The organism is Streptomyces sp. NPDC050842 (assembly GCF_044456565.1).
GTDB lineage: Bacteria > Actinomycetota > Actinomycetes > Streptomycetales > Streptomycetaceae > Streptomyces.
Genome location: NZ_JBITGA010000010.1, coordinates 339,717 through 365,647, shown reverse-complemented (window position 1 = coordinate 365,647; position 25,931 = coordinate 339,717). Strand labels below are relative to the sequence as shown.

Below are 25,931 nucleotides of genomic sequence, written 5' to 3'. Positions count from 1 at the left end.
ACCGCGGCCGCGAACGGCGCGATCTTCGCCTCCGCCAGCGCACGCACCGACTCCCGGAGCATGTCGTGCTCCTCGGAGGGCCGATACAGGTCGAAGTCCTTGCCCATGATGTGGAGCTCCCCTAGACGCTTGTGGCACCGATGTCACGCTTGTGGCACTGAGTACCCTCAGCAAAACACACTCAGTGCCATGACGCCAGAGCGCCCCGACGCTGTTCCACGTCGGGGCGCTGAGAGGACCGGTCGGTCGGTTTTGTTAACGGAGGGTGTACGCGAGACTAGAACTCCTCACGGCGTCTCAGGCTCGCGTCGTACTCCTCGGCCAGCTGCCGGGCGCGGCCCTCGGTCATGTCGAGGCTGGTCAGCAGGGCGGGGGTGCAGATGCTCGGCAGGAGGTACCGCAGCAGCACCGAGACCCGGTGGGTCAGGTCGTTGCGATCGCGCAGGATCTGGGACATCGTCTGGATCCCGGCGTACGCGCCCGAGAAGAGCTCGGCCGTGTCCGACACGTCCACATGGACGAGGATCTCCCCCCGGGCCTTCGCGACCGTCAGGATCTCCGACACCTGGTCGATCCACGCCTTGAAGGGCGCCGCCCGGTCGACCCCCGTGGCCCCACTGTCCAGGGCCAGTGCCACGCTCGCCCGCACGAGCGGGTCGCGCTGCAGCCGGTGAGCGAGCAGGAAGGCCTGGTCAGCGAGCTCCTGGAGCTTGATGGACTGCGGGGTCAGCGGCTCGTCGAGCATCTGGGCGTCGAGTACGCCGAGCGCGAGGTCTTCCTTGGAAGCAAAGTGGAAATACAGCGCTCCCTTGGTCACCCCGGCGCGCACCAGGATCTCCCCGATGGTCGTCCGCTCGTAGCCGCGCTCCGCGAAGACCGTGGCGGCCGACTCCAGGATCGCCCGCCGGGTCTTGATTGCACGCGCTTGCTGCGCCAAGGCGCCTCCTGCTGTCTCGCTGTCTGTGCTCACCGTGTGACGTGAAGCATTGAAAAGAAAACCGGGCTGTACGTATTCTATGTTGGGCGGACACACCGCCCAGGGGCGTGGGGCGCAAGGGGGATCCATGGATCAGAACTGTCGAGGGGCTACGACGCAGGTCCCCGGAGAGTTCGTTCACCGCGCCGACCCCGCGGACATCATCCCCACGGGCTGGACGCAGTTGACGGAGAACCGGTTCTCCATATCCGCCCGCTGGCCTGCCACGCATCCCTTCTTCTCTCCCGTCGCAGGGGACCGGCACGACCCTGTGCTGGTGGCCGAGACGATACGCCAGGCCACTATGCTCGTCGCTCATGCCGAGCTGGGGGTACCCGTCGACGACCAGTTCGTCATGTGGGGCCTCAATTACGCCGCCGATCCCGAGGCGCTCGCCGTGGACGGCCTCTCCTCGGACGTCACCGTGGACCTCGTCTGCTCCGACCTGACCCGTCGCGGCGGCAGCATCCGGAACCTGCGCACCACCATGGTGCTCACCCGCGACGGCCGTCACCTCGCCACCGGCAGCGCTCTGGCCCGCTGCACGTCGGCCCTGGCGTACCGCCGGATCCGCGGCGACCGCATGGCCGCGCTGGGCAGGCCGGTCCCGCTCATACCGGGCCTGGCCCCGCACCTGGTCGGCCGCGAGAACGCCAAGGACGTCGTCCTGGCCCCGGGCACCAGGCCCGGCCAGTGGCAGCTGCGGATCAACACCCAGCACACCACTCTCTTCCGCCGCCCGAACGACCACGTGCCGGGCATGGTGCTCCTCGAGGCCGCCCGTCAGGCGGCGACCATGACGACCGGGAGCCGCGTCTTCCTGCCCACCGTCATGGACGCCTCCTTCTCGCGGTACGCCGAGCTCGACAGCCCGTGCTGGATCGAGACCGAGGTCGTCCCCAGCTCGGCCTCCTCGGCCACCACCGTCCGTGTCCTCGGCCGGCAGGACGGCAACGAGGTGTTCCAGTGCGCGCTCACCTCCCCGTCGCGCGACCTGGCGGTCGTCGGAGGCGGCCTCGGCAGCCGCCTGGCGGGTTGAACCGGACAGGAACCATGGCACTTCGCATTCTGATCACCGGCACGACCGGATTCATCGGCGGCCGGGTCGCGGCGCTGGCCGCGGCGCGGCCGGAGCCCGGGTGCCTTCGGCTGCTCGCACGCGGCCCGCTGCCGCCGCCCGCCCTCGTGACGGGGGAGCGCGACGGAGGGCCGGTGACCGAGACCGTCACCGGTGACCTCCGGGACGCCGACTCGCTGCGCAGGGCCTGCGCGGGCGTCGACGTGCTGATCCACTGCGCCTCGGCGATCGGCGGGGACGAGGAGCTGGCCCGCACCGTCAACGACGAGGGCACCCGGACCCTCGTCGACGCGGCCGTGCGCGCCGGGGTGACCCGGATCGTCTCCCTGAGCACCGCCTCCGTCCACGGCCGCGGCCCCTTCCGGGCTGCCGCCCCCGGCACGTTGCCGTTGGCCCCCGGCTCGGCGACCAGCCGGACCCGGTCGGCGGGCGAGCGGCACGTCATGGACGCGGGCGGGGCCGTCCTGCGACCCCACCTCGTGTACGGCACGGGCGATCGGCAGCTGATCCCGGGCTTGGTCCGGCTGCTCGCGGCGCTGCCCGGTCCGCTCGACGCCGGCGCCTCGCTGCACTCGCTGATCGACGTGGACCGCTTGGCGGGCGCCCTGCTCGGCGCGGCGCTCTCGCCGCGGACGGAGGCGGGCCCGTACTACGTCAACCATCCCGACCCGGTGTCGGTGGCGGAGCTGCTCGCACCCTGCGAGGAGCTCCTGCAAGGGCGGGCGGGGCGGGCCAGGGCGGCGGCGGTGGACCTCGCGGAGGCCCACGAGCTGCTCGCCGGGCACCCCTTCGGCCGGCACCACCTCGCCATGCTCGCCACCGACCACTGGTTCGCCGACGGCCGTCCCTGGGCGGAGCTCGGCTGTGACCCGGGGCCGGGTTTCACCGCCGGGTTCGCGGCCCACGCGCCCTGGTACCGGAATCTGCTCGACCGTTCCTGAACCCGAACCCGAACCCGAACCCGAACCCGAACCCGAACCCGAACCCGAACCCGAACCTGATCCGCACCGAAGGAAGGCACCACCGACATGTCCGCGTTGGCCGGCAGGACCGCGATCGTCACGGGCGCGAGCCGCGGCATCGGAAGAGGCATCGCAGAGCGGCTGGCCAGGGACGGAGCCCTCGTCGCCGTGCACTACGGCAGCAACGGCGACGCCGCGCGCGAGACGGTGAAGGCCATCGAGGAGCAGGGCGGCCGGGCCTTCGCCTTCCGCGCGGAGCTCGAAGCGCCGGACGTCGCGGACACCTTCTACGCGGCGCTGGACGCCGGTCTCGTGGAGTGCGGCGCGGAGCCCGGGTTCGACATCCTCGTGAACAACGCGGGTGCCAGCGGTTCCGGCCGCATCCACGAACTGACCACCGAGGTCTTCGACCGGCTGTTCGCGATCAACGTGAAGGCCCCGCTGTTCCTGATCCAGCGTGGCCTCGGCCGGCTGCGCGACGGCGGCCGGATCGTCAACGTCTCCTCGGCGGCGACGCGGATCGCCTTCCCCGACTCCGTCACCTACGCGATGACGAAGGGCGCCGTCGACACGATGACGCTCGCCCTCGCCAAGGAACTGGGGCCCCGGGGGATCACGGTCAACGCAGTGGCCCCCGGCTTCGTCGCGACGGACATGAACGCGCGACGCAGGGCGACGCCCGAGGCGAGCGCCGCCCTGGCCGCCTACTCGGTCTTCAACCGGCTCGGGACACCGGCCGACATCGCGGACATCGTCGCGTTCCTCGTCTCCGACGACGCCCGCTGGATCACCGGCCAGTACGTGGACGCCACGGGAGGAAGCGCGCTCTGAGCCACGGTCAGCCGACCGGGTCGAGCGAGCGGGTGATGACGGCAGCGGTGCCCGCCGGTTCCAGGCCCGCGAGGGCCTCCGGGGCCGTCAGGGTCGGCAGCAGGGTGCGCCACAGACCGGTGACGGTGTGGGGGGAGAGCCACTCGCCGGTGTCCTGGCACAGGGTCACCAGGCCGACGGTGGCGGCGACGATCGTGCGGGCGAGGTCCTGCTGCCGCGCGACGCCGGCGGCGAGGATGCCCTCGTCGGCCGCCTCCGCGAGCCGTTGCTGTACGCAGCTCTGCCATTCCTGGCGCAGATTCAGCTCCGTACGGGAGTCGTTCGCGCAGCTGAGCCGGAAGCCCGCCCGTACGACGATGTCCTCGCGGAACAGGCGGGCGAGCGCGTGCGTGGTGTCCGCGAGGTTCTGCAGGGCGTTGGACCGGTGGCGGTACGCGATCCGGGCGGTCCGCCGCAGCGTCGTGCAGGCCGCGCCCTCGACGGCCTCGGCGATCGCCGCCTTGTTCTCGAAGTGGAAGTGGAGCGCCCCGGGGCTGACGCCGGCTCCCACGCTGATCGCGGACAGTGTGGCCAGGGCGTAGCCGTGCAGGTCGAACTCTCCTGCCGCCGACCTGATCAGCGCGTCGCGGGTCCGTGTGCCCCGCTCTTGTTTGGTCACCAACGGCTCCAGTAGCACCATGCGTCGAGCGGTAAGGAATTGCGCCCCGTCGCGCCGTACCACCCGACGACCTCAAACCGACTGATTGGTATTCTACGAGCTTTCGTTGGGATCCAAGGGCGCTTCCGTGTTGTCGGATTTACCTACCCATGGAGGGCGTCGGCATGCGCCCCCGACGGGGCCCACGACGTGTTCCAGGCCGGGGGAGGGGACAAGGGGGGCTGTAAACAAACCGATCAGAAGGTTTGTCGGTGCGAGCGGTAGTCAGCTGTCGCTTCAGTGCTCGGGCAGTCCCAGCGGGACCCGGCCCTCCGCCCGTCCCTGCTCGTCCAGGAGCCAGCCCATGCGTTTGCGGGAGAGCAGCGACACCGTCCGGTCCTTCACCGCGAGCGCCGGGAACCGCTCCGCGAGCAGTGCCTCGAAGGGGTCCACGGCGCCGAGGCCGTGCAGCCAGACCAGGACGAGCAGGTTGTACGGCCCGCTCACCGACACGCACATCCGCACCTGGTCGAGCCGGGCCAGCGCGTTCCCCGTCTGTTCGAGGAGGCCGTGCGGCACGGTCGCCCGGTAGACGACCATCGTGGACAGGCCCGCCAGCGGGTGCGCCAGATCGCAGCGCAGTGAGATGTCCCCGTCGCGGATCATCCGCTGGAGCCTGCGCCGCGCCGTGTGCTCGCTCATCCCCGTCCGCGCGCCGAGCTCCGCGTACCCGAGCCGCCCGTCACCGCCGAGCGCGCTGAGCAGCGCCTGGTCCTGCGGCCCTGGTCGCTCGTGGAGGTGCGTGCTGTACGAACGGGGGTGCGGGCCGCGCGGTCCGCCGAGACCGGCCCGCTCCGCCGGGTTCATCGCCCGCATCCGCCAGTCGCGCCCCTCCCCGAACAGCGTGATGCCCAGCCGCGTACGCGTCGAGCGCACTCCGCGCAGGCCGCCGATCCCGCCGTGGACCGCGCGCCCCAGGGACGGCAGATCGGGCGCGGCGACGGAGAGGAAGAGGTCGAAGTCCCCGGCCGTCTCGTCGACGCTGAACACCCACGGCAGCGCCGTCACCGCGGCGCTCACCCGGTCGAAGGCCCGGGGCCGGCACCGCACCTCGACATAGGCGACCGTCGCCGTCTTCGCGGCGTCGTACGCGGTGACCCAGGCGAGCCCGCCGGCCCGGAGCCGCTCGAAGCGGCGGGCCGCCGTCGTCGCGTCCACGCCGAGCGCCCGCCCGATCCGGGTCCACGGTGCGCGCGGGGCGGCCTGGAGCGCGTCGATCAGCGCGAGATCCAGCTCGGAGAACCCCGTGGCGGAACCCTCGGCGCGGGAATCCGGCGGAGGAAGGACTGGATCGAGGGTTTCCGGCAGTTTCCCGGCGTTCGCGCTCATGGACCGGATCGTAGGGGCACTTCAGGCCGACGACCAGTTTCGGCCACCGGTGAGAGGAGTACCGTGCCTGCTCCGACCCTTCCCGCACCCTCGGCGGCGCCGCCCGTGCACCGCAGAACCGTCCGGATCACGGTCGTCCTGCTCTTCGCTGCCTGGCTGGTCGACTACGCCGACCGGCTCGTGATCAACCTCGTGCTGCCGTCCATCGGCGCGGAGTTCCACCTCGACCGCACCCAGCAGGGCCTCGTCGTCTCCGCGTTCTTCCTCGCCTACGCCCTCTGCCAGATCCCCGGCGGCATGCTCGCCGACCGGTTCGGCGGCCGGCGGGTGACCCTCTGCGCCCTGCTGGCCTGGTCGGTCTTCACCGCCCTCACCGGCTTCGCCTGGTCCTTCGCCGTGCTGCTCGCCCTGCGCTTCGCCTTCGGCGTGGCCGAGGGCGTCTTCCCGCCCGCCGCCATGAAGGTCCTGGTCGAGCGCACCCGGCCCGAGGAGCGCATGGGCGCCAACGGCGCCGTGATGAGCTCCAACGCGATCGCCGCCGTCATCACCCCGCTCGCCGTCGCCCCGCTCGTCGCCGTCTTCGGCTGGCGCTCGGCCTTCTGGTCCACCGCTGCCCTCGGGCTCGTCGCCCTCGTGGCCGTACGCCTCTGGCTCCCGGCGCCGCTGCCCCGTACGGACGGCACCACTCCCACCGAGGAGGCCGCGGCCCGCCCTCCGCTGCGCGAGGTCCTGCGCAAGGGTGTTCTGTGGCGGTTCTCCCTCATGATGTTCGGCTACAGCACGATCGTCTGGGGCCTCAACACCTGGGTCCCCACGTACCTCAGCGAGGAGCACGGGGTCTCCCTCACGGCGGCCGGAGCCCTCGTCGCGATCCCGGCGCTCGGGGCCGCCGCCGCCACCCTCCTCGGCGGACGGCTCTCCGACCGGCTCGGCGGCCACCACCGAAAGATCATCGTCCCCGGCATGGGCGTCTCCGCCGTCGCCCTGCTCCTCATGGCGAACACGCCGTCCCTCACCGGCTTCGTCGTCTTCGGCACCCTCGCCATCTTTGCCGCGTCCCTCGCCTACATGCCGATCTTCGCCGTCCCCCTGTCCGGCCTCACCCCGGAGTACGTGGGGGTGGGCAGCGCCGTGATCATCGTCGGCGGCCAGATCGCGGGCGTCCTCGCCCCGCCCGTCATGGGCGCCCTCGCCGACGCCTTCTCCTTCCAGGTCGCCTTCGGCTTCCTCGTCCTCGGCGCGGTGATCGCCGCCGTCATGTCGTGCCTGACCCCGCAGGACGCCACCGCCTTCCGCATCGCCGCGGACCGTACTCCGAGCCCCGCAAAGGAATCCGCATGACCACCGAAGCCACCCGAGCAGCCGTGGCCCCGCTCCTCGCCGGGCTCGACGAGCGGCTCCCCGGGCTCCTCGCCCTCTACGAGGACCTGCACGCCCACCCCGAGCTCTCCTTCCGGGAGTTCCGCACGGCCGGTGTCGCCGCCGAGCGGCTGCGCGCCCAGGGCTGGGAGGTCACCGAGGGCGTCGGCGGCACCGGAGTGGTCGGCGTCCTCGCCAACGGCCCCGGTCCCGTCGTCCTGCTCCGCGCCGACATGGACGCCCTGCCCGTCAAGGAGGAGACCGGACTGCCGTACGCCTCCACCGCCACCGGCACCGACCCGGACGGCCACGAGGTGCCCGTCATGCACGCCTGCGGGCACGACATGCACGTCACCTGCCTCCTCGGCGCCACGGACCGGCTCGCCGCGCACCGCGACACCTGGAGCGGCACCGTCGTCGCCGTCTTCCAGCCCGCCGAGGAGATCGGCGGCGCGCCCGCCATGATCGAGGACGGCTTCCTCGACCGCTTCCCCCGCGCCGAGATCTGCCTCGGCCAGCACGTCGCCCCGGCGCCGGTCGGCTTCCTCGGCACCCGGCCCGGCCCCGTCATGGCCGCGTCCGACAGCCTCCGCGTGACCCTCTTCGGCCGCGGCGGCCACGGCTCCAGCCCCGAGACGGCCGTCGACCCGGTGGTGATGGCCGCCGCCGTCGTCATGCGCCTCCAGACCGTGGTCTCCCGGGAGATCGGCGCCTCGCAGACCGCGGTCGTCACCGTCGGCTCGCTGCACGCCGGGACGAAGGAGAACATCATCCCGGACACCGCCGAGCTGCGGATCAACATCCGCTCCACCACCCCGGCGGTACGAGACCGGATCCTGGCCGCCGTCACCCGCATCGTCCGCGCGGAGGCCGCCGCCTCGGGCGCGCCCGAGGAACCGGAGATCGTCCCCTTCAACCCCTTCCCGGTCACCGTCAACGACGGGCCCGCGACCGCCCTCGTCCAGACCGCCCTCACCGAGGCCTTCGGCGAGGGCAGGGTCTTCACCCTTCCCCAGGTCATCACCGGCAGCGAGGACTTCGGCGTCTTCGGCACCGCGCTCGGAGTCCCCTCCGTCTTCTGGCACTTCGGCGGCGCCGACCCCGCCCTGTACGCGGGCATCGACCCCGACTCCCTCCTGGAGAACGGGCTCCCCGACACCGTCCCCGCCAACCACTCGCCCCACTTCGCCCCCGTACCCGGGCCGACGATCCCCATCGGCGTGACCGCGCTGCTCGCCGCGGCCGCCCACTGGCTGCGGAAGGAGACCCCCGGTGCCTGAGCCCGACGCCACCCCCGGCCTCGCGCCCACCCCCGGCCTCGCGCCCACCGCCGACCTGGTGTTCATCGGTGGGCCCGTCCTCACCATGGATCCCGCCCGCCCCCGCGCCGAGGCCCTCGCCGTCCGCGACGGGCGCATCACCGCCGTCGGCACCCGCGACGAGATCCTGCGGCTGCGCGGCCGGACGACCGAGGTCGTCGACCTCGCCGGCCGGGCCCTGCTGCCCGGCTTCGTCGAGGCCCACGGCCACCCGGTCATGGTCGCCCTCGCCGTCGCCCCGCCCGCTGTCGACGTCCGGCCGTTCACCGTGCCCACCGGCGCGGGGGTCCTCGACCGGATCCGGGCCGCCGTGACCGCCGCCGAGCCGGGCGAACCGGTCTGCGCCTACGGCGTCGACCCGCTGCTCCAGCGCGACCTGACGCCCCCGACCCGGGCGGAGCTCGACGCGCTCCGCCCCGACGCCCCGCTCGTCGTCGTCGCGAACAGCGGCCACGCCGCCTGGGCCAACTCGGCCGCCCTGCGCGCCGCCGGCATCACCCGTGACACCCCCGACCCGGCCGGCGCCCGCTTCCTGCGCGACGCGCACGGCGAACCCACCGGCGAAGCCCACGAAGGGGGCGCCGTCGAGGCCCTGTTGTGGGTGGTGGCAGGGGACCGGCTGAAGCCCGACCGGCTCGCCGCCGCACTCGACTGGGCCTACGCCGAACACGCCCGCGTCGGCATCACCACCGTCGCCGACCTGGCCACCGAGCCGCGCCTCCTCCCGGCGCTGCGGGCCGCGGCGGAGCGCCCCGACGCCGCCGTCCGCGTCCGCTCGTACCTCATCGGCACCCCCGAACTGGCCGCCGACCCGGACCGCCGGTTCCCCGGACACGCCCCCGCCGAGGAGCTGTTCGGAGTCTCCGGCATGAAGCTGTGGGCGGAGGGCACCGCCTGGGAGGGCACGGTCGCGACCAGCTTCCCCTATCTGGACAGCGCCGCCACCCGGGCGATGGGACCGGGCCGCTGCAACCACGCCCCCATGAACTACACCCCCGACCAACTCGCCGAACTGGCAGGGGCGTTCACCGCGCAGGGCTATCCGATGGCCTGCCACGTCCACGGCGACGTCACCTTCGAAGCCGTCCTCGACGCCTACACCCGCGCCGCCGCGGCCGACCCCGAGGCCTTCCGCGCGCTGCGCCCCCGCATGGAGCACTGCGGCGCGGTCACCGCCGCCCAGTACCGCCGGGCCGCCGAACTCGGCGCCACCGTAAGCCTGTTCATGGACCACGTCCGCTGGTGGGGCGACGTCCTCGCGGACGACCTCTTCGGCCAGGGCGTCGCCGACCGCTGGATGGCGGTCCGCTCGGCCTGGGACGCGGGGCACCGGGTCTCGCTCCACAACGACGGCGTGTGCTCCCCGACCGACCCGCTGGCCTCGGTCGCGACCGCCCTCACCCGCCGCACCCCCGCCAGCGGCCGGGTCCACGGCGCGACGGAACGGCTCACCCTCGACGAGGCGCTGCTCGCGGTCACCGCCCACCCCGCCTGGCAGCTCCACCTCGACGACGAGCTCGGCTCCCTGCGCCCCGGGCTCCGCGCCGACCTCGCGATCCTCGCCCGAGACCCGTACACCGTCCCGCCGGAACGCCTCCCGGAGGAGGCCGCGGTCACGGCGACGTACCTGGGCGGGCGGCTCACCTGGAGCGGGTGACGGGAGGGCCTGTCCGCTCGTCCGTACGGGGACGGGCGGGCCTGTCACCGTGGATAAAGTGGGGCCACGATGACACGTTTCCGCGAGAGCGTCCGGTTTCTCCTGCGCGAGCAAGTGCTCGACGCCGCCTACCGCGTCGTCGCCGCGGAGGGCTGGGGCGGGCTGCGCATGACCGCCATCGCGCGGGCCGCCGGGATCAGCCGCCAGACGCTCTACAACGAGTTCGGCTCGAAGGACGCCATCGGCAACGCCCTGGTCCAGCGCGAGCTGGACGGCTTCCTGCGCGGCATCCAGCGCGAACTGGACGGCCACCGGGGCGAATTGGAGGCCGCGGCCGCCGCCGGGGTCGGCTACACCCTTCAGCAGGCCGCGGACAACCCGCTGATCAAGGGGGTCCTGGTGGCCGAGCGGGGCGGCGAGGGCGCTCTCCTCGCCTCGACGGCGATGGTCGACGCGTACGCGATCGAGACCTGGCCCGATGTGGACGAGGAGTCGCGGCGTCTCGCGGTCGAGACGATCGTGCGGCTCACGGTCAGCCACATCGTCCGGCCCGTGGCCTCCCCGGAGGAGTCGGCGCGCCGCATCGCCCGGATCACGGCGCGGACCGCGTACCCCGGCGGCCGCTGAGGCGCCGACCGGCCGCGCGCGGGAACCGGGCGGCGGGGCCGTCCGACTGACTCAGCGGGACGGACGGCCGGTGACGACCGCCGGGAACGAACGGTCCGGATCGGCCTTTTCCCACGGCTGTCCCCTTCGTCCGTCCACGACCCGGGGAGAGCCATGAACCGCCGCGACCTGCTCCGCGCCACCTCCACCCTCGGTGCCGCCTCCGCCCTCGCGGGCGTCGCCGCGGGACCCGCCGAAGCCGCCACGGGACCCGCCCGCACCGGACCCGCCACAGAGAAGCCGTTACGCGTCCAGCTCGTCCTCTTCGACGGAGTCGAGGAGCTCGACTTCGCCGCGCCCTACGAGGTGCTCGCGGCCGCCGGGTTCTTCACCGACCGCCCGGTGGAGGTCCGTTACGTCACCACCTCCGGTCCCGGCACCGTCACCGCCGCCTACGGGACGAAGGTCCGCGTCGAGCACCCCTGGGCCCCGCACAGGGCCGAGCTGCTCGTCGTGCCCGGCGGCGGCTACGCGCGCCGCGACAGCCCCGGGGTGTGGGCCGAGATCGACAAGGGCGTCCTGCCCCGTGCCCTCGCGGCGGCGGCCCGGCCGGGGCTCACCGTCACCGCCCTGTGCACGGGCGTGATGCTCCTCGCGGCGGCCGGGCTCACCCGGGGCCGTCCCTGCACCACCCACCACAAGGCCCGGCCCGATCTGGAGCGGCAGGGCGGCTTCCTGAAGAGGGCCCGGGTGGTCGACGACGGCGACCTGGTGACCGCCGGCGGCGTCACGTCCGGTCTGGAGCTCGCCCTCTGGCTGGTCCGCCGCGAGCTGGGCCCGGACGCGGCGAACGGTCTGGAGGCGATGCTCGAGTACGAGGCCCGCGGCACGGTATGGACCCGGACCCGGGACTGATCGGCGGGCCGCGGGACGTGCCGTGAAGTCGGCGAGGCCCGGTGACGGACACGGGGGATCTCCGACACCGGGCCTCTGTTGAAGATTCTACGAGATCGTGGAGGGTGTCCCGCACATCGGGGCCGTCCAGGTCACCGCGAGCCAGACGACGCCGTGGCGGTGGACCGCGGCTGGAGGCCTGCTCGTCTTCTCCGGCGGCGACGCCAGCACCCTCGTCCCGCTCTTCGCGATCGGGGTCTTCGTCGGCTTCACCCTCGCGCAGACCGGCATGGTCCTGCATTGCCGGCATGGTCCTGCACTGGCGGGCGACCCGTCAGTGGGGCAGGGCCGCGCTCAACGGGCTCGGCGCCGTCCTCACCGGCGTCTCCGTGATCGTCGTCACCGCCCACGGCGGTGTCCCGTGACGGGCGAAGTGCGCGCCGACGGGGTAGATCTCCCCTGAGAGGCACATCGCCGGTGACGACAGGGAGGCCGCCGTGGAAGGCAGAAGCAAAGGGTTCGTCCAGTCCTTCAACCGTCTCGGCGGGTACGGCTTCGTCGTCCCGGTGGATTCCGAGGAACAGGTCTACTTCAGCGCCGCGGACATCGAGGGAGAGGTGCGGACGGTCTCCGAGGGCCAGCAGGTCACCTTCGTCCTCGTCCTCGGCGACGGCCGCTTCGAGGCGAAGGAACTGCGCCTCTGACCTGGGGGGTGTCGTGACGGTCCGCGCCCGGAGGCGCGACGGGTCCCCGGTGGTACTGTGCCGAGGCCAGTCGCACCTTTGCGCTCACCCGAACGGGCGAGCGTACGGGTCAGGGAATCCGGTGGGAAACCGGAGCTGACGCGCAGCGGTGAGGGCGACGGGCGGAGCATCGGCCACTGGGCGGCGGAACAGGCCCGGGAAGGCGCCCCGTCCGGATGACCCCGAGTCCGAAGACCTGCTGGCGGCCCCGGCGTCACGCCGTCGACCGGGGAGCACCGTACGACAGGCTCCGCGTATGAGCCGTGGACGCAGAGGAATGCTCCGTGCCGCTCGCACACCCCGTCCGTTCCGCCGCGCTGCTTCTCGCCGGCGCCCTGACCCTGCTCGTGACCGCGACGGGCTGTGGCGGCGGACCCGCCACGACGCCGTCGGCGAAGAGTCCCGCCGAAGGCTCGGGATCCGGCTACCCCGTGACCCTCGACAACTGCGGTGAGCGCGTACGGATCGACCGCCCGCCCCGGCGGGCCGTCGCCCTCGACCAGGGTGCCGCCGAGATCCTGCTCTCCCTCGGCCTGGCCGACCGGATGGTCGGCACCGGGACCTGGACCGACCCCGTCCTCAAGGGGCTCGAGGCGCAGAACGCGAAGGTGCCGCGCCTCGCCGACCGCTACCCCTCCTTCGAGAAGGTCCTCGACACCGAACCCGACTTCGCCGCGGCCTCGTTCGCGTACACCCTCGGCAAGGGCGGCGTCGCGCCCCGCGAGCAGTTCGCGAAACTGGGCGTCCCCACGTACCTCTCGCCGACCGACTGCGCCGACAAGGACAACAGCGGCGACGGCGACGGTGTCCGCACCCGGCCGCTCACGATGGAGACCGTCCACGGCGAGATCCGCGACCTGGCCCGGGTGTTCGGGGTGCCGGAGCGAGGCGAGAAGCTCGTCGCCGAACTCGAAGGCCGGGTGGCGAAGGCGACGTCGTCCGGCGACTTCACGGACGCCACGGTCCTCTATTGGTTCGCCAACTCCGAGTCCCCCTACATGGCGGGCTGTTGCGGCGCCCCCGGCATCGTGACCCGCGCGCTCGGCGCGAAGAACGTCTTCGACGACACCCGCGAGGAGTGGCCCCAGATCAACTGGGAGACCGTCGCGGACCGCGACCCGGACGTGCTCGTGATCGGCGATCTGACCCGCCGTTCCCAGTCGGCCGAGAGCGCCGCGAAGAAGATCGCGTTCCTGGAGTCCGACCCGGTCACCAGGAACATGACGGCGGTGAAGAAGAAGCGGTACGTGCTGCTCAGCGGACAGGCGATGAACCCCACGATCCGTACCGTCGAGGGCGTCGAGAAGGTGGCGGCCGCGCTCCGCTCGTACGGGCTCGCCAAGTGACCCTCACGCGCCCGGTCGAGTCGGTCGAGGTGCCGCGCGGGAGCGGAGCGCTGTCCGGCGGCCGGACACTGGCGTGGGCCGTGGCCGGGCTCGCCGTCCTCTGCGCGTCGGCCGCCGCGGCGATCACCATCGGGCCGGCGGACATCCGCGTCGGCGAGGTGTGGTCCGTCGTCGTCGCCCACCTGACCGGGGGCGCCTCGGACCTGTCCCCGATCCGGGACGGGATCGTCTGGAACCTGCGCCTGCCCCGTACCCTCCTCGCGGCCGTGTGCGGCGCCGGACTCGCCGTGTGCGGGGCGGTCATGCAGTCGCTCCTGCGCAATCCGCTCGCCGATCCCTTCGTCCTCGGCGTCTCCTCGGGGGCCTCGACCGGCGCCGTCCTGGTCGTCGTCCTCGGCGTCGGCGGGGGAGTCGTCTCCGTCACCGGCGGCGCGTTCCTCGGGGCCGTCTGCTCCTTCGTGCTCGTGCTGCTGCTCAGCCACACCCTCGGCGGCTCGCCGGACCGCGTGGTCCTCGCCGGGGTCGCGGCGATGCAGCTCTTCTCCGCGCTGACCTCCTTCGTCGTCATGACGGCCGCGGACGCGGAGACCACCCGCGGCGTGCTGTTCTGGCTGCTCGGCTCGCTCGGCGGGGTCGGCTGGGACGAGGTGCGGGTGTGCTTCGCGGTGCTCGTGGCGTCCCTGCTGATCTGCGGCGGGTACGCGCGGACGCTGGACGCCTTCGCCTTCGGCGAGGACGCCGCCGCGTCGCTGGGCGTCGCCGTCAACCGCGCCCGGACCGTCCTGCTGTGCGTCACCGCCCTCCTGACGGCCGCTCTGGTCTCCGCGGCCGGCGCGATCGGCTTCGTCGGCCTCGTCCTGCCGCACGCGGCCCGCGCGCTCGTCGGCCCCGGGCACGCCCGGCTGCTGCCGGTCACGGCGCTCACCGGAGCGGTCTTCCTCGTCTGGGCGGACACCCTCGCCCGTACGGCGCTCGATCCCCAGGAGGTCCCGGTGGGTGTGGTGACCTCGCTGATCGGCGTACCGGCCTTCGTCCTCGTCCTCTACCGCACGAGGAGCACGCGATGACCGCGGAGACGGGTACGACCACGGGGCTCCGCGCCGACCGGGTCTCGCGCACCGTCGGCGGCAGCCCCGTCCTCGACGGCGTCAGCCTCGCCCCGCGTCCCGGCACCGTCACCGGCCTGCTCGGCCCCAACGGCTCGGGGAAGTCGACGCTCCTGCGCCTCCTCGCCGGCGTCCTCGCCCCCGACAGCGGCGTCGTCACCCTCGACGGCGATCCCCTCGACGGCCTCGGCCGCCGGGCGGTCGCGCGGCGCCTCGCCGCGGTCGAGCAGCAGGCCGACACCCAGGTCGACCTGACCGTCCTCGACGCCGTCCGGCTGGGCCGCGTCCCGCACCGCAGGGCCTGGACCCCCGCGTCGGCGGCGGACGAGGCCGCCGTCCGCTCCGCCCTCGCCCGCACCGGCCTCGCGGACATGGCCCACCGCTCGTGGCGGACGCTCTCGGGCGGGGAACGCCAGCGGGTCCAGATCGCCCGCGCCCTCGCCCAGGAACCGCGCGAACTCCTCCTCGACGAACCCACCAACCACCTCGACATCCAGCACCAGCTCGACCTCCTGACCCTGGTCGCCGGGCTCCGCCTGACCGCCGTCGTCGCCCTGCACGACCTGAACCTCGCGGCGATGTACTGCGACCGGCTCGTCGTCCTCGCGGAGGGCCGGGTGGTGGCCCGGGGCACCCCGGACGAGGTCCTGACGGAGGAGCTCATCGCCGAGGTGTACCGGGTACGCGCCACGGTGACCCGACCGACGCCCGGAGGCCGCCCCCACATCCGCTTCCTGGGCACGCTCCCGGCTCCCGCCGATGCCGAGGCCGGGCACGAGGGCTGAACCGTGGCCCCGCGCGAGGACTGAGCCGTGGGCCGGTCTGCCTACGATGGCCCCATGTCCGAGCGCGCAGATCCGGCAGACGCCGCAGGTCCCGACGGCCCCACGACGGATCCGGCGGCGGACGCCGGGGCGTCCGCCGTGCCGCGTCCGCACGAGCGGACACCCGGAGCGCGGGAACTCGCCGCGGCGGCTGAGGTGTTCGCGCTCCTCGCCGACCCCACCCGGCTCCACCTGCTGTGGCTGCTCACCCGCGGAGAGGCCGACGTCAGCGCCCTGACCGAGGCGTGCGGGGCCGCGCGCCCGGCCGTCAGCCAGCACCTGGCCAAGCTGCGCCTCGGCGGCCTCGTGCAGTCCCGCAAGGACGGGCGGCGGGTCGTGTACGCGATGCCCGACGGGCACCTGAAGCGACTGGTCGTCGAGGCCATCAGCCGCGCGGACCATGTGGTGAGCGGCGAGCCCTGGCACGACTGAGCCCGCATGACGTCAACGTGTGCGCACGTACGCACGTATCGGCTACGGTGAAGGGGTCCGCCGACCACCTGGCCGACCGGGGGCGTCCCCATGCTGTCCGTGCTGCGCAACCGCACCTACCGGCGCCTGTTCACCGCCCAGGTCGTCGCCCTCGCCGGCACCGGCCTCGCGACCGTGGCGCTGAGCCTCCTCGCCTACGACCTCGCGGGGACGAACGCCTCCGCCGTGCTCGGCACCGCCCTCGCGATCAAGATGGCCGCGTACGTCGGCATGGGCCCGGTCGTCGGCGCCCTCGCCGACCGGCTGCCCCGCCGGAACCTGCTCGTCACCATGGACCTCGTACGGGCCGGGGTCGCCCTGTCCCTGCCGTTCGTCACCCAGGTGTGGCAGATCTACGTCCTGATCCTCCTGCTCCAGACCGCCTCCGCCGCCTTCACGCCGACCTTCCAGGCGACGATCCCCGACGTGCTCCCCGAGGAGCGCGACTACACGAAGGCGCTCTCCCTCTCCCGGCTCGCCTACGACCTGGAGAGCCTGCTCAGCCCGGTGCTCGCCGCCGCGCTGCTCACCGTCGTCCCGTACGACCGGCTCTTCACCGGCACCGCCGCCGGGTTCCTCGCCTCGGGCGTCCTGGTCCGCGCGACCGCCCTGCCCGCACCCGCACTTGCCGCACGCGCGGGAGGACTCCGCGCCAGGGCGGCCTTCGGTACGCGGCTCCTCCTCGGCACTCCGCGCCTGCGGGCCCTGCTCGCCCTGGACGTCGCGGTGGCGGCGGCGGGCGCGACGGTACTGGTCAACACGGTGGTCCTGGTCCGCGACACCCTCGGCCGCACCCCCGGAGACGTCCCGCTCGCCCTCGGCGCGTACGGAGCGGGCTCGATGGCGGTCGCGCTCCTGCTCCCACGCGCGCTGGACCGCCGGCCCGCCGACCAGCCCGCCGACCGGCCTGCCCCGGGGGGTGAACGGGCGCTCATGCTGCGCGCCGCATTCGTCCTGGCAGGGGCCCTCGGGCTGCTCGCGCTCGGGCTCGCGCTCCCGCCGGGGGACTGGTCCTGGCCCGGGCTGCTCGCGGTCTGGCTGGTACTCGGCGGAGCGACCTCGGCGATCCTCACGCCCGGCGGCAGGCTGCTGCGCCGCTCCGCCCGGAGCGCCGACCTGCCGGCCGCCTTCGCCGCCCGGTTCTCCCTCTCGCACGCCTGCTGGCTGCTCACCTATCCCCTCGCCGGCTGGCTCGCGGCGCGAGCCGGACTCATGGCCTCGGCGGCCGTACTCGCCGGGATCGCCCTGCTCGGCGCCCTGGCCGCCACCCGCCTGTGGCCCCGTACGGACCCGGCCGCGCTGGCACACGTCCACCCCGAACTCCCCGCCGGCCACCCCCATCTCGTGGAGGCGGGCGGCGGCGGCCGCCACGCGCACGACTTCCACATCGACGAACTGCACCGCCGCTGGCCGCGCGGGGAGGCCGCGTAACGCTTATCGGGGGAGGCGCATCTCCAGGCCGTCGAGGACGACGTCCAGGCCGTAGGCGAACTTCTCGTCGCGGATGGCGACGGGGTCGACGACCGCGTGGACGGCGGAGTCGGCGTACGCCTCGGTGAGGTGGTCGTGGCCGGCCGCGGCCTGCTGGGCGGCGGGCATCAGGCGCGCGATGAAGTCGGCCTCGCTCTCGCCGGAGCGGGCGACCGTGGTGAGCCAGGCGGCCTCCGTCGTGCTCATCCCGATGACGTACGAGAGGAGGGTGTCGATCGCCCGGCTCGGCTCCGGGAAGCCGGCCGCCGCGAACAGGGCGGCGAGCCGCTCCGAGTACGCCATCAGGTTCGGGCCCAGGTAGGCGAGGCCCGCCTGGCCGAGGACGGACGAGAGCCAGGGGTGGCGCAGGGCCGTCGCGCGGAAGGAGTCCGAGGCCTCGGTCGCGGCGGCGCGCCAGCCGGCTCCGCCGCGGGCGGCTTCGGCCGGAGGGACGGCGATCTCGGCGGCGACCTCGTCCACGGCGAGCTCCATGAGCTCGTCCTTGGTCGCGACATGGCGGTAGAGCGAGGCCGCGCCGGCGTGGAGGCGGGCCCCGAGCTTGCGCATGCTGAGTGCCTCGATGCCGTCGGCGTCCAGCATGACGATCGCCTCGCGGACGATCGCGGTCCGGCTGAGGGCGGGCTGATCGGGTGCGGCCTGCTGTCGCGTCCATACGGACGGGACGGGGTTCGCCTTGGTGGCCATGGGGGCGGATCCTCCTTTGCGGCGCGTACGACGTTCGCATCAAGCGTACAGGTGCAAGAGGTTGCGAACACTGTGCGCGTCTGCGTACAGTGTTCGCACCGAAGGAAAACGGCAAGAGGAAAAGACGAAAGTCGAGGGGGAAGTCCCATGGAAAGCCGCAACCCACGCCGCTGGTGGATCCTGGTCGTGCTGTGCCTCAGCACCCTGGTCCTGGTGGTCGACAGCATGGCGCTGACCGTCGCGGTCCCCTCGATGACCGAGGACATCGGCGCGAGCGCCCAGGACATCCAGTGGATCCTGGACTCCTACATCCTGGTCTTCGCGGGACTCCTCCTCACCTCCGGAAGCCTCGGTGACCGGTTCGGCCGACGGAAGATCATGATCTTCGGCCTGCTGCTCTTCGGCGCGGCGTCACTGGCCGCGACCTTCTGCACCAGCCCCGGCGAGGTGATCGCCGCGCGGATCACGATGGGTGTCGGCGGCGCGCTGATCATGCCCTCGACGCTCTCCATCCTCATCACCGTCTTCGACGAGGACGAGCGGCCCAAGGCGATGGCGGCCTGGGGCTCCGTGTCGATGCTCGGCCTCGTCGGCAGCCCGGTCCTCGGCGGCGTCCTGATCGACCGGTTCTCGTGGCAGTCGATCTTCTTCATCAATGTCCCGGTCGTCGTCCTCGCCGTCGTCGCCGCCCTCACCCTCATGCCGGAGTCGAAGGGCCCCTGGCAGAAGCCCGACCCGCTCGGCGCGATCCTCTCCGCCGTCGGCATGACCGCGCTGATCTGGTGGATCATCGAGATCCCGCAGCACGGCGCCTTCGAGGGCCGCTCGCTCGTCACCCTGGCCGTCGCGGTCGTCTCCCTCGCCGGCTTCGTGATCTGGGAGAACGTCACCCCCCAGCCGATGGTGCCGCTGGTCCTCTTCAAGCACCGCAACTTCAGCGGCGGGTCGCTCTCGCTGACCCTCGTGCAGATCGGCAACGGAGGCCTGCTCCTCGTCCTCACCCAGTACCTGCAGTTCGTCCTCGGCTACTCGCCGGTCAAGGCGGGCCTCGCCTTCGTCCCGCTCGCCGTCGCCGCCCTCATCGGCAACGGCGCCGGAGCCGGACTCGCCGCCAAGGTCGGCAACCGCGTCCTGATCCTGGCGGGCATGCTCGTCATGGCCGGCTCCTTCACCCTGCTGACCACGGTCGACGCCGCCTCCGGCTTCACCGTCCCGGCCATCGCCCTGGGCCTGCTCGGCCTCGGCGCCGGCCTCGCGATGCCGGCCGCCGTCGGCGCCCTGATGAGCACCATCCCCGAGGAGAAGGCGGGCGTCGGCTCCGCCCTGAACGACACGATCCAGCAGGCCGGCACCGCGCTCGGCATCGCGATCCTCGGCTCGCTCCTCACCAGCACCTTCTCCCGTGAGATGCCGGCGGACGCCTCCGAGGAGGCCAAGCAGTCGATCGGCGGCGCGCTGGCCGCCGCCAAGGGCGACCCCGCGATGGTCGAAGCGGCCCGCGAGGCCTTCACCACCTCGATGTCCACCACCTTCACGATCAGCGCGATCGGTGTCCTCGCGGCGGCCGCCCTCGCCACCCTGGTCATGCGGGACGGCAAGAAGGCCCCCGTCGGAGATGAGGCGGACGAGGCAGACGCGGCGGGTGCGGAGAAGTCCGAGCTCGTCGCCTGACCCGAGCCCACACCGGGAGCCGGTGTCCCCTTCGGGGGGGCACCGGCTCCCGCCGTACGCGCGTGCCGTACGCGAAAAGCTTCCGCGAACACCCGCGTCCACCCGCCCCGGCCTGGCACGCTTTCGTCCGTGACCTATGTCGTAACCGTGGAAATACGCATTCCGGAGGGTGCTCCGGAGCTGGACGGGCTCCACCGCGTGGGAGCCTCCGCCCTGCTGGAACAGGGCTTCGCGTCGGTGGCCGGTATCGAAGGCGCCGACGGCATGGAGATGGACCTCTTCGACGTCGCCGTGGCGGTCCATCCGGGCGGGGCGATCCTGAAGGTGATGGTCGCGGCGCCGTCGCTGGAGTTCGCCGAGGAGGCGGTCGGCTCCGTCAGCGAGGAAGTCCTGGAACGTTCGGAGCTGCTGGCCGAGTGGACGGTCGAGAGCAGCGAGGTGCAGCTGCACACCGACGCGGCGCGCGAGAGCCTCGAAGCCGCCGACGGGCCCGGCGCCCCGCCCAGCGACCCGCAGGCGCGCCGGGCCCACCACACGGCGAAGCCCGACACCGCCGACGAGGCGGAGGGAGAGGCGCAGGACCACGAAGCCGCGTTCCGCGCCCTCGCGACCCGCCTGCGCTCCTTCACCCCGGCCACCTTCGGTGTCCCGCATGACGTGGACGAGGCGGAGGACGCGGCGCCGTCGGGGGAGGAGGAGCCGGCGGACGGGCCCGCCGGCGTCAGTCCCGAGAGCGCCGAACTCGCCGCCGGTTCCCTGGTGTACGGCGCCGAGGTCCTCATCGACGAGCTGTACGACGACGTCCAGGCCCTCGCCGAGGAGGACACCACCGTCGCCGAGTGCCAGGGGCACCTGTGGCACCTCGACCAACTGCCCTCGCGCCACGCCCCGCAGTACAACGAACTCTTCGCGCGCCGCTTCCTGGTGACCGCGATCGCCCTCACCACCCGGTTCACCGACGGCAGCTTCCGGCGGCTCGGCTGCCTCGCCGAGGAGCTCGTCCTGAAGCTCCTCCTCGAACAGGCCCACGTCACCCTCGACCTGCACGGACTCCTGGACGACGAGGTCGCGGCCGCCCTCGGGCGCTTCGCCGGGGAGGTCTACGAGGACATGGACTTCGCGTGGCTCCAGGACGAAGGGGAGAGCGGCGCCGGCGAGGGCGGTGTGGCGGCGCTCGGCTTCGGCACGTGGTTCACGCCCTTCGACGACGCGCGGTACGTGCACCCGTACGCGTTGGACGAGATGCCGGAGAGCGGCGTCCCCGACACGGCGGAGAGCTGACCCGGGCGCGGCCGGGCACAATGCGCTCATGGTGCAGTCCTTCCTACCCGTACTCGAACGCATCGGCGAGGAGATCGAGGGCCTCGCCGGCCGGGGCCGCCCCGCCGACTACATCCCGGCCCTCGCCGCCGTCGACGCGAGCCGCTTCGGCATGGCCGTGGCGGAGCTCGACGGCGCGGTGTACGGGGTGGGGGAGTGGCAGCAGCCCTTCTCCACCCAGTCCGTCACCAAGGTCTTCACCCTCGCTCTCGACCTCGCCCGGGAAGGCGACAGCCTCTGGGAGCACGTCGGCCGCGAACCCTCCGGCAACCCCTTCAACTCGCTCGTCCAGCTGGAGTACGAGCACGGCATCCCCCGCAACCCGTTCATCAACGCCGGCGCTCTCGTCGTCACCGACCGCCTGCAACGGATGACCGGCGACGCATCCGGCTGCGTCCTCGACTTCCTGCGCGCCGAGTCCGCCAACCCGGACCTCGACTTCAACCGGGACGTGGTCGCCTCGGAGTCCGCCCACGGCGACCGCAACGCGGCCCTCGCCCACTTCATGGCCTCGTACGGCAACATCACCACGCCCGTCCCGACCCTGCTGCGCGAGTACTTCCGGCAGTGCTCGATCGAGGCGTCCTGCGCCGACCTCGCCGTCGCCACCGGCTTCCTCGCCCGGCACGGCATCCGTGCCGACGGCACCCGCCTGCTCACCCGCAGCCAGGCCAAGCAGGTCAACGCCGTGATGATGACCTGCGGCACCTACGACGCGGCGGGCGACTTCGCCCTCCGGGTGGGGCTCCCCGGCAAGAGCGGGGTGGGCGGCGCCATCATCGCCGTCGTCCCCGGCCGCTGCACCCTCTGCGTCTGGAGCCCCGGCCTCGACGAGCGCGGGAACTCGGTCGCCGGCGTCGCCGCCCTGGACCGCTTCACCACGATCACGGGCCTCTCCGTCTTCTGAGCGGAAGCGTCACTGCGTCACTGACCTGCGGCGTACCGGTCGTAGGCTACGAGTGACGGGGTACGGGACTGGCGGGAGGGCGGCGGCATGACGGACCGGAGCGGGAGCGGGGCGGAGCCCTCGCCGCGCAGACGCGGCCAGGGAAAGCTGGAGGCGCACGTCCTCTCCGTGCTCAAGGGCGCCGCCGAACCGGTGCCCGTGGCGTGGGTGCAGGAGCGCCTCGGCGGCGACCTCGCGTACACCACCGTGATCACGATCCTGACCCGCCTGCACGGCAAGGGCGCCGTCGAGCGCGAGCGGGCGGGGCGCTCCTTCGTCTGGACCGCCGTGGCCGACGAGGCGGGGCTCGCCGCGCTGCGGATGCGCAAGGTGTTGGACGCCGAGGCGGACCGTCAGGCCGTGCTCGCCAGTTTCGTCACCGCGCTCTCACCGAACGACGAGCTGCTCCTGCGCGCACTCCTCGCCGAAGAGCCCGGTGAGTCGGGTGAGTCCGGTGGTTCCGGTGAGCTCGGTGAGTCCGAGCGGGACCGGTAGCAGCAGTCGTCATGGGGTTCTTCGTCTTCCTTCCGCTCGTCCTTCCGCTCACCGCCTGGCCGATCGCCCGCCTCGCCGAGAGCCGGCTCCATCCCCGTACGGCGACGCGGCTCCTCTCCGCCGTCGCCGGCGTCCTCGCCGTGTGCAGCACCCTCTGTCTCGTCCTGCTCATGATCGTCGGCACGGCCCAACTGCCCGGCAACCCCCTGCCCGACGCCTGGTCGGACCCCGAGGTGCGCGCGGCCCTGCCGTACGACGAGGTGGCCGGCCGGGCGGCGATCCCGGCCCTCCTCGCCGTCCTCGTCTCGTGCGGTGCGGCGGCCCGGCGCCAGAGGCGGGCACGCCGGCGGGCCGAGGGCGCGCTCGCCGGGCTGCCCCGGACCTCCGTGACCGTCCTGCCGGACGGCGCCCCCTACGCGTACGCGCTGCCCGGCCGTCGGCGTGGCCGCGTCGTCGTCAGCACCGGCATGCTCGCCGCGCTGACCTCCCGCGAACGCAGGGCGCTCTTCGCCCACGAGCGGGCCCACCTGGCGGGGCGTCACCACCGACACCTCCTGACGGTCCATCTCGCGGCCCGCGCCCACCCGTTCCTGCGCCCGCTCCGTACCGCCGTCGCGTACACCGCCGAACGCTGGGCCGACGAGGAGGCCGCGGTGGCGGTCGGCAGCCGCCGCTGCGTGGCCCGCGCGATCGGTACGGCCGCCCTGCTGGGCCCGCCCGCGACCACCGCGCTGCTCCCCGCGGTCACCGGCGCCGGGCCGGTGCCCCGCCGGGTCGCGGCCCTGCTGCGACCGGCCCCGGCGGGGCGCGCCTGGCCCTCGCTCTTCACCGCCGTCGGGTTCGCGGCCTGGGGCGCGGCCTTCGGCGCGACGGTGTCGGCCCTGTCCTCGGCGAACTCGGCCGTCACCCTCTTCCTCGTCCTGCGGGCGGCCACCCCGATGTAGCGACCGGCCTCCGGGCGGCCGGGTCTTTCCTAGAGGTCGAACTCGTGCGGCGGCAGGCCGAGGGTGAAGCACGCCTCGCGGACGACGGCCTGCTCGGTCTTGTCGAAGTCGCCGTCGGCGCCGCCGATGACGATGCCTATCTGGATGACGGCGCGGGCCTCGGCGGGCTTCTTCTTCGCCTTGGCGATCTCCTGGAGCACGCTGACCCGGCCGAAGTCGAAGTCGGCCGTCAGCTTGTTCAGGTTCTCGTCGAACCGGCGCTGGAGGTCGGCCGCGTCGAAGTTCTGCAGCACTTCGTTGGTCGAGATCAGCTGCGCGACCCGGCGGCGCTCGGCCGGATCGATCGTCCCGTCGGCGGCGGCCACGAGCGCGCACATCGCCATGCTGGCGTCCCGGAAGGCGCCGCTCTTCAGGTCGTTCTTCCGCGCCTCCAGCTGGGTCTGCATCGTCGATGCGGATTCCTTGATGCGGTCCCACAGGGCCATGTTCCGTCACTCCAGACGTCGTCGATTGCTTCTACGCTTCTGTAGAACGTGGCGGTGCCCGGGATGGTTCCCGGGCACCGCGGCCGATGTGACGGGTGGTCGGAACAGGCCTGGGCCTGTGTCTGGGCCTGTGTCTGGGCCTGTGTCTGGGCCTGGGTCAGGCGAGGGCGGGCGCCCGGGGGAATCTCCTGGTCGGCGGGGTGACGCCGGCCGGGGGCGTCTGCGGGGTCGCGTCCTCCTCACCGCGGAGCAGGGCGATCAGGGAGGCCCGGGCGCGGGCCACGCGGGAGCGGACCGTGCCCACCGGACAGCCGATGGCCTCGGCGGCCTCGGCGTAGGGCAGGCCCAGGAGTTGGGTGAGGACGAAGGCGTCCTTCCGCTCGGCCGGAATGGCCGCCAGGAGTTCCGCGAGGGCGATGCCGTCCTCGAAGCCGGGCAGCCCCCGGGGCTGGGTGTGCTCGGCCTCCGCCTGCCAGTCGTCGCGGTCGGAGAGACGGGGGCGGGCGGCCGCGTGCCGCAGGCTGTCGACCACGGTCCGCCGGGCTATGGACAGCAGCCACGTACGGGCCGACGAACGCCCCTGGAAGCGGGGTAGCGCGGCGAGCGCACGGAGGAAGACCTCCTGGGTGAGGTCGTCGGCCGCCTGGCGGTCGGCACTGAGGTAGGCCACGTACCGCCAGACGTCGCGGTGCAGGGCACGGACGAACAGGTCGGCCTTGGCCGGGTCGCCGTCCCGGGCAGCCAGCGCGAGCCGGGTCGTCACCGCGTCGGCGGCCGACGACTGCGCGGAGCGGGGTGCGGAGCGGGCCGGGGCGGTCGATCCGTCGAGGAGCGTTTCGTGGGCAGGGGTCATCGCCACAAGTCCTTACGAGGCAAGGGGAACCCGGCGGCGCGCGGACGGCGGCACCGGTGACTGGTACGGCCCGCCGGAACGGCATGGCCGATGCCCGAGCGGCGGACGCGTGTCCGTCGCGCTCGGGGAGCCGGCTGTCAGAGGACAGCGAGTGCCTGTGGAGGACCTCTGGAGACGACGGAACGGGCGAGCAGGAGCCGCCGGGGAGCCCGCTCGTCACCCGCGCGGGCCGGCCGGACGCGGGGCACGTCCCGCGGTACGGGAACGACCGCCGTGAACAGAAGCCGCAGGGGGCGGCAAAGCCCCATCGGCAGGGCGCGCAGCATGCGGAACACGGCCCGCTCCCCGTACGCCATCCACAGCCCGCTCAGGAGCGCGGCGAGCAGGTGCGCCGACAGCATGCCCAGGGACGACGACATCTCCCCCATGGCCGCCATGTCTGTCATGTCGTGGGCGGCGGGCGGCCCGGCGGTCCCGTGCGCCATGCCTCCGTGCCCCATGCCCTCGTGCCCCATGCCCGCGTGGGACGTGGTCGCGTCGGCGTGAGCCGTCGACGGGTCGGTGGCGGCTGACGACTGGGTCCAGGAGAACACCGTGTGCAGCACGCCCTGGACGGCTACGGTCGCCGCCGTCACGGCGAACAGCCCGCGTTCGCGCCCGGCGAGGACCCAGGCGACCGCCACGGTTCCCGCGAACGCGAGGGCCATCGCCCAACCGGGCACTCCATGACCCGACATGACGATGTGTCCGGTGGCCGCGAGCAGCACACAGACGGCCGCGAAGATCGCGGCCCGCGCTCCTCGGGAACATCGGCCTGGTGTCATGGCGCGCCCATCCTCGCACC

26 protein-coding genes, 1 pseudogene and 1 riboswitch are annotated in these 25,931 nt (G+C 73.2%); of the genes and pseudogenes, 20 read left to right on the top strand and 7 right to left on the bottom strand.

Going from position 1 to position 25,931, the window contains the following annotated elements; genetic code table 11:
• Positions 1–277: 277 nt before the first annotated feature.
• Positions 278–937, bottom strand: a complete 660-nt coding sequence (locus tag ACIBG6_RS31355; protein WP_399226079.1) for a ScbR family autoregulator-binding transcription factor — start codon at positions 935–937, stop codon at positions 278–280.
• Positions 938–1,016: 79 nt separating this feature from the next.
• On the opposite strand from ACIBG6_RS31355, the gene ACIBG6_RS31350 reads away from it, so the two are divergent.
• From ACIBG6_RS31350 to ACIBG6_RS31340, 3 genes are all read left to right on the top strand, one after another.
• Positions 1,017–2,015 (top strand): ScbA/BarX family gamma-butyrolactone biosynthesis protein, encoded by a 999-nt coding sequence (locus ACIBG6_RS31350; protein WP_399226078.1) that lies wholly within the window; start codon positions 1,017–1,019, stop codon positions 2,013–2,015.
• 14 nt (positions 2,016–2,029) lie between these two features.
• On the top strand, positions 2,030–2,995 hold the full coding sequence (locus tag ACIBG6_RS31345) for an NAD-dependent epimerase/dehydratase family protein (RefSeq protein ID WP_399226077.1): 966 nt from the start codon (positions 2,030–2,032) through the stop codon (positions 2,993–2,995).
• Between the two features lie 87 nt (positions 2,996–3,082).
• A complete protein-coding gene (locus tag ACIBG6_RS31340) occupies positions 3,083–3,847 on the top strand; it encodes an SDR family oxidoreductase (RefSeq protein ID WP_399226076.1) in 765 nt (254 codons plus the stop codon).
• Positions 3,848–3,854: 7 nt separating this feature from the next.
• On the opposite strand, the gene ACIBG6_RS31335 is transcribed toward ACIBG6_RS31340, so the two are convergent.
• Both ACIBG6_RS31335 and ACIBG6_RS31330 read right to left on the bottom strand, forming a co-directional pair.
• A complete protein-coding gene (locus ACIBG6_RS31335) occupies positions 3,855–4,505 on the bottom strand; it encodes a ScbR family autoregulator-binding transcription factor (RefSeq protein WP_399226075.1) in 651 nt (216 codons plus the stop codon).
• 276 nt (positions 4,506–4,781) lie between these two features.
• Entirely contained in the window at positions 4,782–5,873 is a 1,092-nt protein-coding gene (locus tag ACIBG6_RS31330) for an Lrp/AsnC family transcriptional regulator (RefSeq protein WP_399226074.1), read from the bottom strand.
• A gap of 63 nt (positions 5,874–5,936) precedes the next feature.
• Between ACIBG6_RS31330 and ACIBG6_RS31325 the strand changes: the two genes are divergently transcribed.
• The 12 genes and pseudogenes from ACIBG6_RS31325 to ACIBG6_RS31270 all read left to right on the top strand — a co-directional run bounded on the left by ACIBG6_RS31325 (position 5,937) and on the right by ACIBG6_RS31270 (position 17,629).
• Complete coding sequence (locus tag ACIBG6_RS31325; RefSeq protein WP_399226073.1) at positions 5,937–7,214, top strand: MFS transporter; 1,278 nt, start codon at positions 5,937–5,939, stop codon at positions 7,212–7,214.
• Positions 7,211–8,512: an amidohydrolase gene (locus ACIBG6_RS31320; protein ID WP_399226072.1), complete on the top strand. Its 1,302-nt coding sequence runs from the start codon at positions 7,211–7,213 to the stop codon at positions 8,510–8,512. Before ACIBG6_RS31325 ends, ACIBG6_RS31320 begins: the two co-directional genes overlap by 4 nt.
• Positions 8,505–10,208: an amidohydrolase gene (locus ACIBG6_RS31315; RefSeq protein ID WP_399226071.1), complete on the top strand. Its 1,704-nt coding sequence runs from the start codon at positions 8,505–8,507 to the stop codon at positions 10,206–10,208. Before ACIBG6_RS31320 ends, ACIBG6_RS31315 begins: the two co-directional genes overlap by 8 nt.
• 69 nt (positions 10,209–10,277) lie before the next feature.
• On the top strand, positions 10,278–10,835 hold the full coding sequence (locus ACIBG6_RS31310; RefSeq protein ID WP_399226069.1) for a TetR/AcrR family transcriptional regulator: 558 nt from the start codon (positions 10,278–10,280) through the stop codon (positions 10,833–10,835).
• 153 nt (positions 10,836–10,988) lie between these two features.
• Entirely contained in the window at positions 10,989–11,729 is a 741-nt protein-coding gene (locus tag ACIBG6_RS31305) for a DJ-1/PfpI family protein (RefSeq protein WP_399226068.1), read from the top strand.
• Positions 11,730–11,898: 169 nt separating this feature from the next.
• Positions 11,899–12,115: pseudogene (locus tag ACIBG6_RS31300) on the top strand (amino acid permease); the annotation flags it as partial.
• 90 nt (positions 12,116–12,205) lie between these two features.
• Complete coding sequence (locus ACIBG6_RS31295; protein ID WP_399226067.1) at positions 12,206–12,412, top strand: cold-shock protein; 207 nt, start codon at positions 12,206–12,208, stop codon at positions 12,410–12,412.
• Positions 12,413–12,462: 50 nt separating this feature from the next.
• A riboswitch (cobalamin riboswitch) is annotated at positions 12,463–12,670 on the top strand.
• 65 nt (positions 12,671–12,735) lie between these two features.
• Complete coding sequence (locus ACIBG6_RS31290) at positions 12,736–13,797, top strand: ABC transporter substrate-binding protein (RefSeq protein WP_399226065.1); 1,062 nt, start codon at positions 12,736–12,738, stop codon at positions 13,795–13,797.
• Complete coding sequence (locus tag ACIBG6_RS31285) at positions 13,794–14,864, top strand: FecCD family ABC transporter permease (protein WP_399226064.1); 1,071 nt, start codon at positions 13,794–13,796, stop codon at positions 14,862–14,864. The genes ACIBG6_RS31290 and ACIBG6_RS31285 overlap by 4 nt, the downstream gene beginning before the upstream one ends.
• Positions 14,861–15,688, top strand: a complete 828-nt coding sequence (locus ACIBG6_RS31280) for an ABC transporter ATP-binding protein (protein WP_399226062.1) — start codon at positions 14,861–14,863, stop codon at positions 15,686–15,688. The genes ACIBG6_RS31285 and ACIBG6_RS31280 overlap by 4 nt, the downstream gene beginning before the upstream one ends.
• Before the next feature lie 54 nt (positions 15,689–15,742).
• On the top strand, positions 15,743–16,159 hold the full coding sequence (locus tag ACIBG6_RS31275; RefSeq protein WP_399226061.1) for an ArsR/SmtB family transcription factor: 417 nt from the start codon (positions 15,743–15,745) through the stop codon (positions 16,157–16,159).
• Between the two features lie 90 nt (positions 16,160–16,249).
• Positions 16,250–17,629: an MFS transporter gene (locus tag ACIBG6_RS31270; RefSeq protein WP_399226060.1), complete on the top strand. Its 1,380-nt coding sequence runs from the start codon at positions 16,250–16,252 to the stop codon at positions 17,627–17,629.
• A gap of 3 nt (positions 17,630–17,632) precedes the next feature.
• Here ACIBG6_RS31270 and ACIBG6_RS31265 read toward each other — a convergent pair whose 3' ends face one another.
• Positions 17,633–18,373: a TetR/AcrR family transcriptional regulator gene (locus ACIBG6_RS31265; RefSeq protein WP_399226059.1), complete on the bottom strand. Its 741-nt coding sequence runs from the start codon at positions 18,371–18,373 to the stop codon at positions 17,633–17,635.
• A gap of 147 nt (positions 18,374–18,520) precedes the next feature.
• On the opposite strand from ACIBG6_RS31265, the gene ACIBG6_RS31260 reads away from it, so the two are divergent.
• The 5 genes from ACIBG6_RS31260 (at position 18,521) to ACIBG6_RS31240 (ending at position 23,749) form a co-directional block, all read left to right on the top strand.
• Complete coding sequence (locus ACIBG6_RS31260; protein ID WP_399226058.1) at positions 18,521–20,044, top strand: MFS transporter; 1,524 nt, start codon at positions 18,521–18,523, stop codon at positions 20,042–20,044.
• A 129-nt stretch (positions 20,045–20,173) separates the two neighbouring features.
• Positions 20,174–21,325 carry a hypothetical protein gene (locus ACIBG6_RS31255; protein ID WP_399226057.1) on the top strand — a complete coding sequence of 384 codons (1,152 nt, stop codon included), beginning with the start codon at positions 20,174–20,176 and terminating at the stop codon, positions 21,323–21,325.
• 28 nt (positions 21,326–21,353) lie between these two features.
• A complete protein-coding gene (locus tag ACIBG6_RS31250; RefSeq protein ID WP_399226056.1) occupies positions 21,354–22,271 on the top strand; it encodes a glutaminase in 918 nt (305 codons plus the stop codon).
• Between the two features lie 87 nt (positions 22,272–22,358).
• On the top strand, positions 22,359–22,805 hold the full coding sequence (locus ACIBG6_RS31245) for a BlaI/MecI/CopY family transcriptional regulator (RefSeq protein WP_399226055.1): 447 nt from the start codon (positions 22,359–22,361) through the stop codon (positions 22,803–22,805).
• Between the two features lie 11 nt (positions 22,806–22,816).
• Positions 22,817–23,749 (top strand): M56 family metallopeptidase, encoded by a 933-nt coding sequence (locus tag ACIBG6_RS31240; RefSeq protein ID WP_399226054.1) that lies wholly within the window; start codon positions 22,817–22,819, stop codon positions 23,747–23,749.
• Positions 23,750–23,778: 29 nt separating this feature from the next.
• Here the strand turns inward: ACIBG6_RS31240 and ACIBG6_RS31235 are convergent, their stop codons facing one another.
• From ACIBG6_RS31235 to ACIBG6_RS31225, 3 genes are all read right to left on the bottom strand, one after another.
• Entirely contained in the window at positions 23,779–24,234 is a 456-nt protein-coding gene (locus tag ACIBG6_RS31235) for a tellurite resistance TerB family protein (RefSeq protein ID WP_399226053.1), read from the bottom strand.
• 157 nt (positions 24,235–24,391) lie between these two features.
• Positions 24,392–25,087 carry a sigma-70 family RNA polymerase sigma factor gene (locus ACIBG6_RS31230; protein WP_399226052.1) on the bottom strand — a complete coding sequence of 232 codons (696 nt, stop codon included), beginning with the start codon at positions 25,085–25,087 and terminating at the stop codon, positions 24,392–24,394.
• Positions 25,088–25,224: 137 nt separating this feature from the next.
• The gene (locus ACIBG6_RS31225; RefSeq protein WP_399226051.1) at positions 25,225–25,911 is read right to left on the bottom strand and encodes a hypothetical protein; all 687 of its coding nucleotides are present in this window, start codon (positions 25,909–25,911) and stop codon (positions 25,225–25,227) included.
• Positions 25,912–25,931 lie beyond the last annotated feature (20 nt).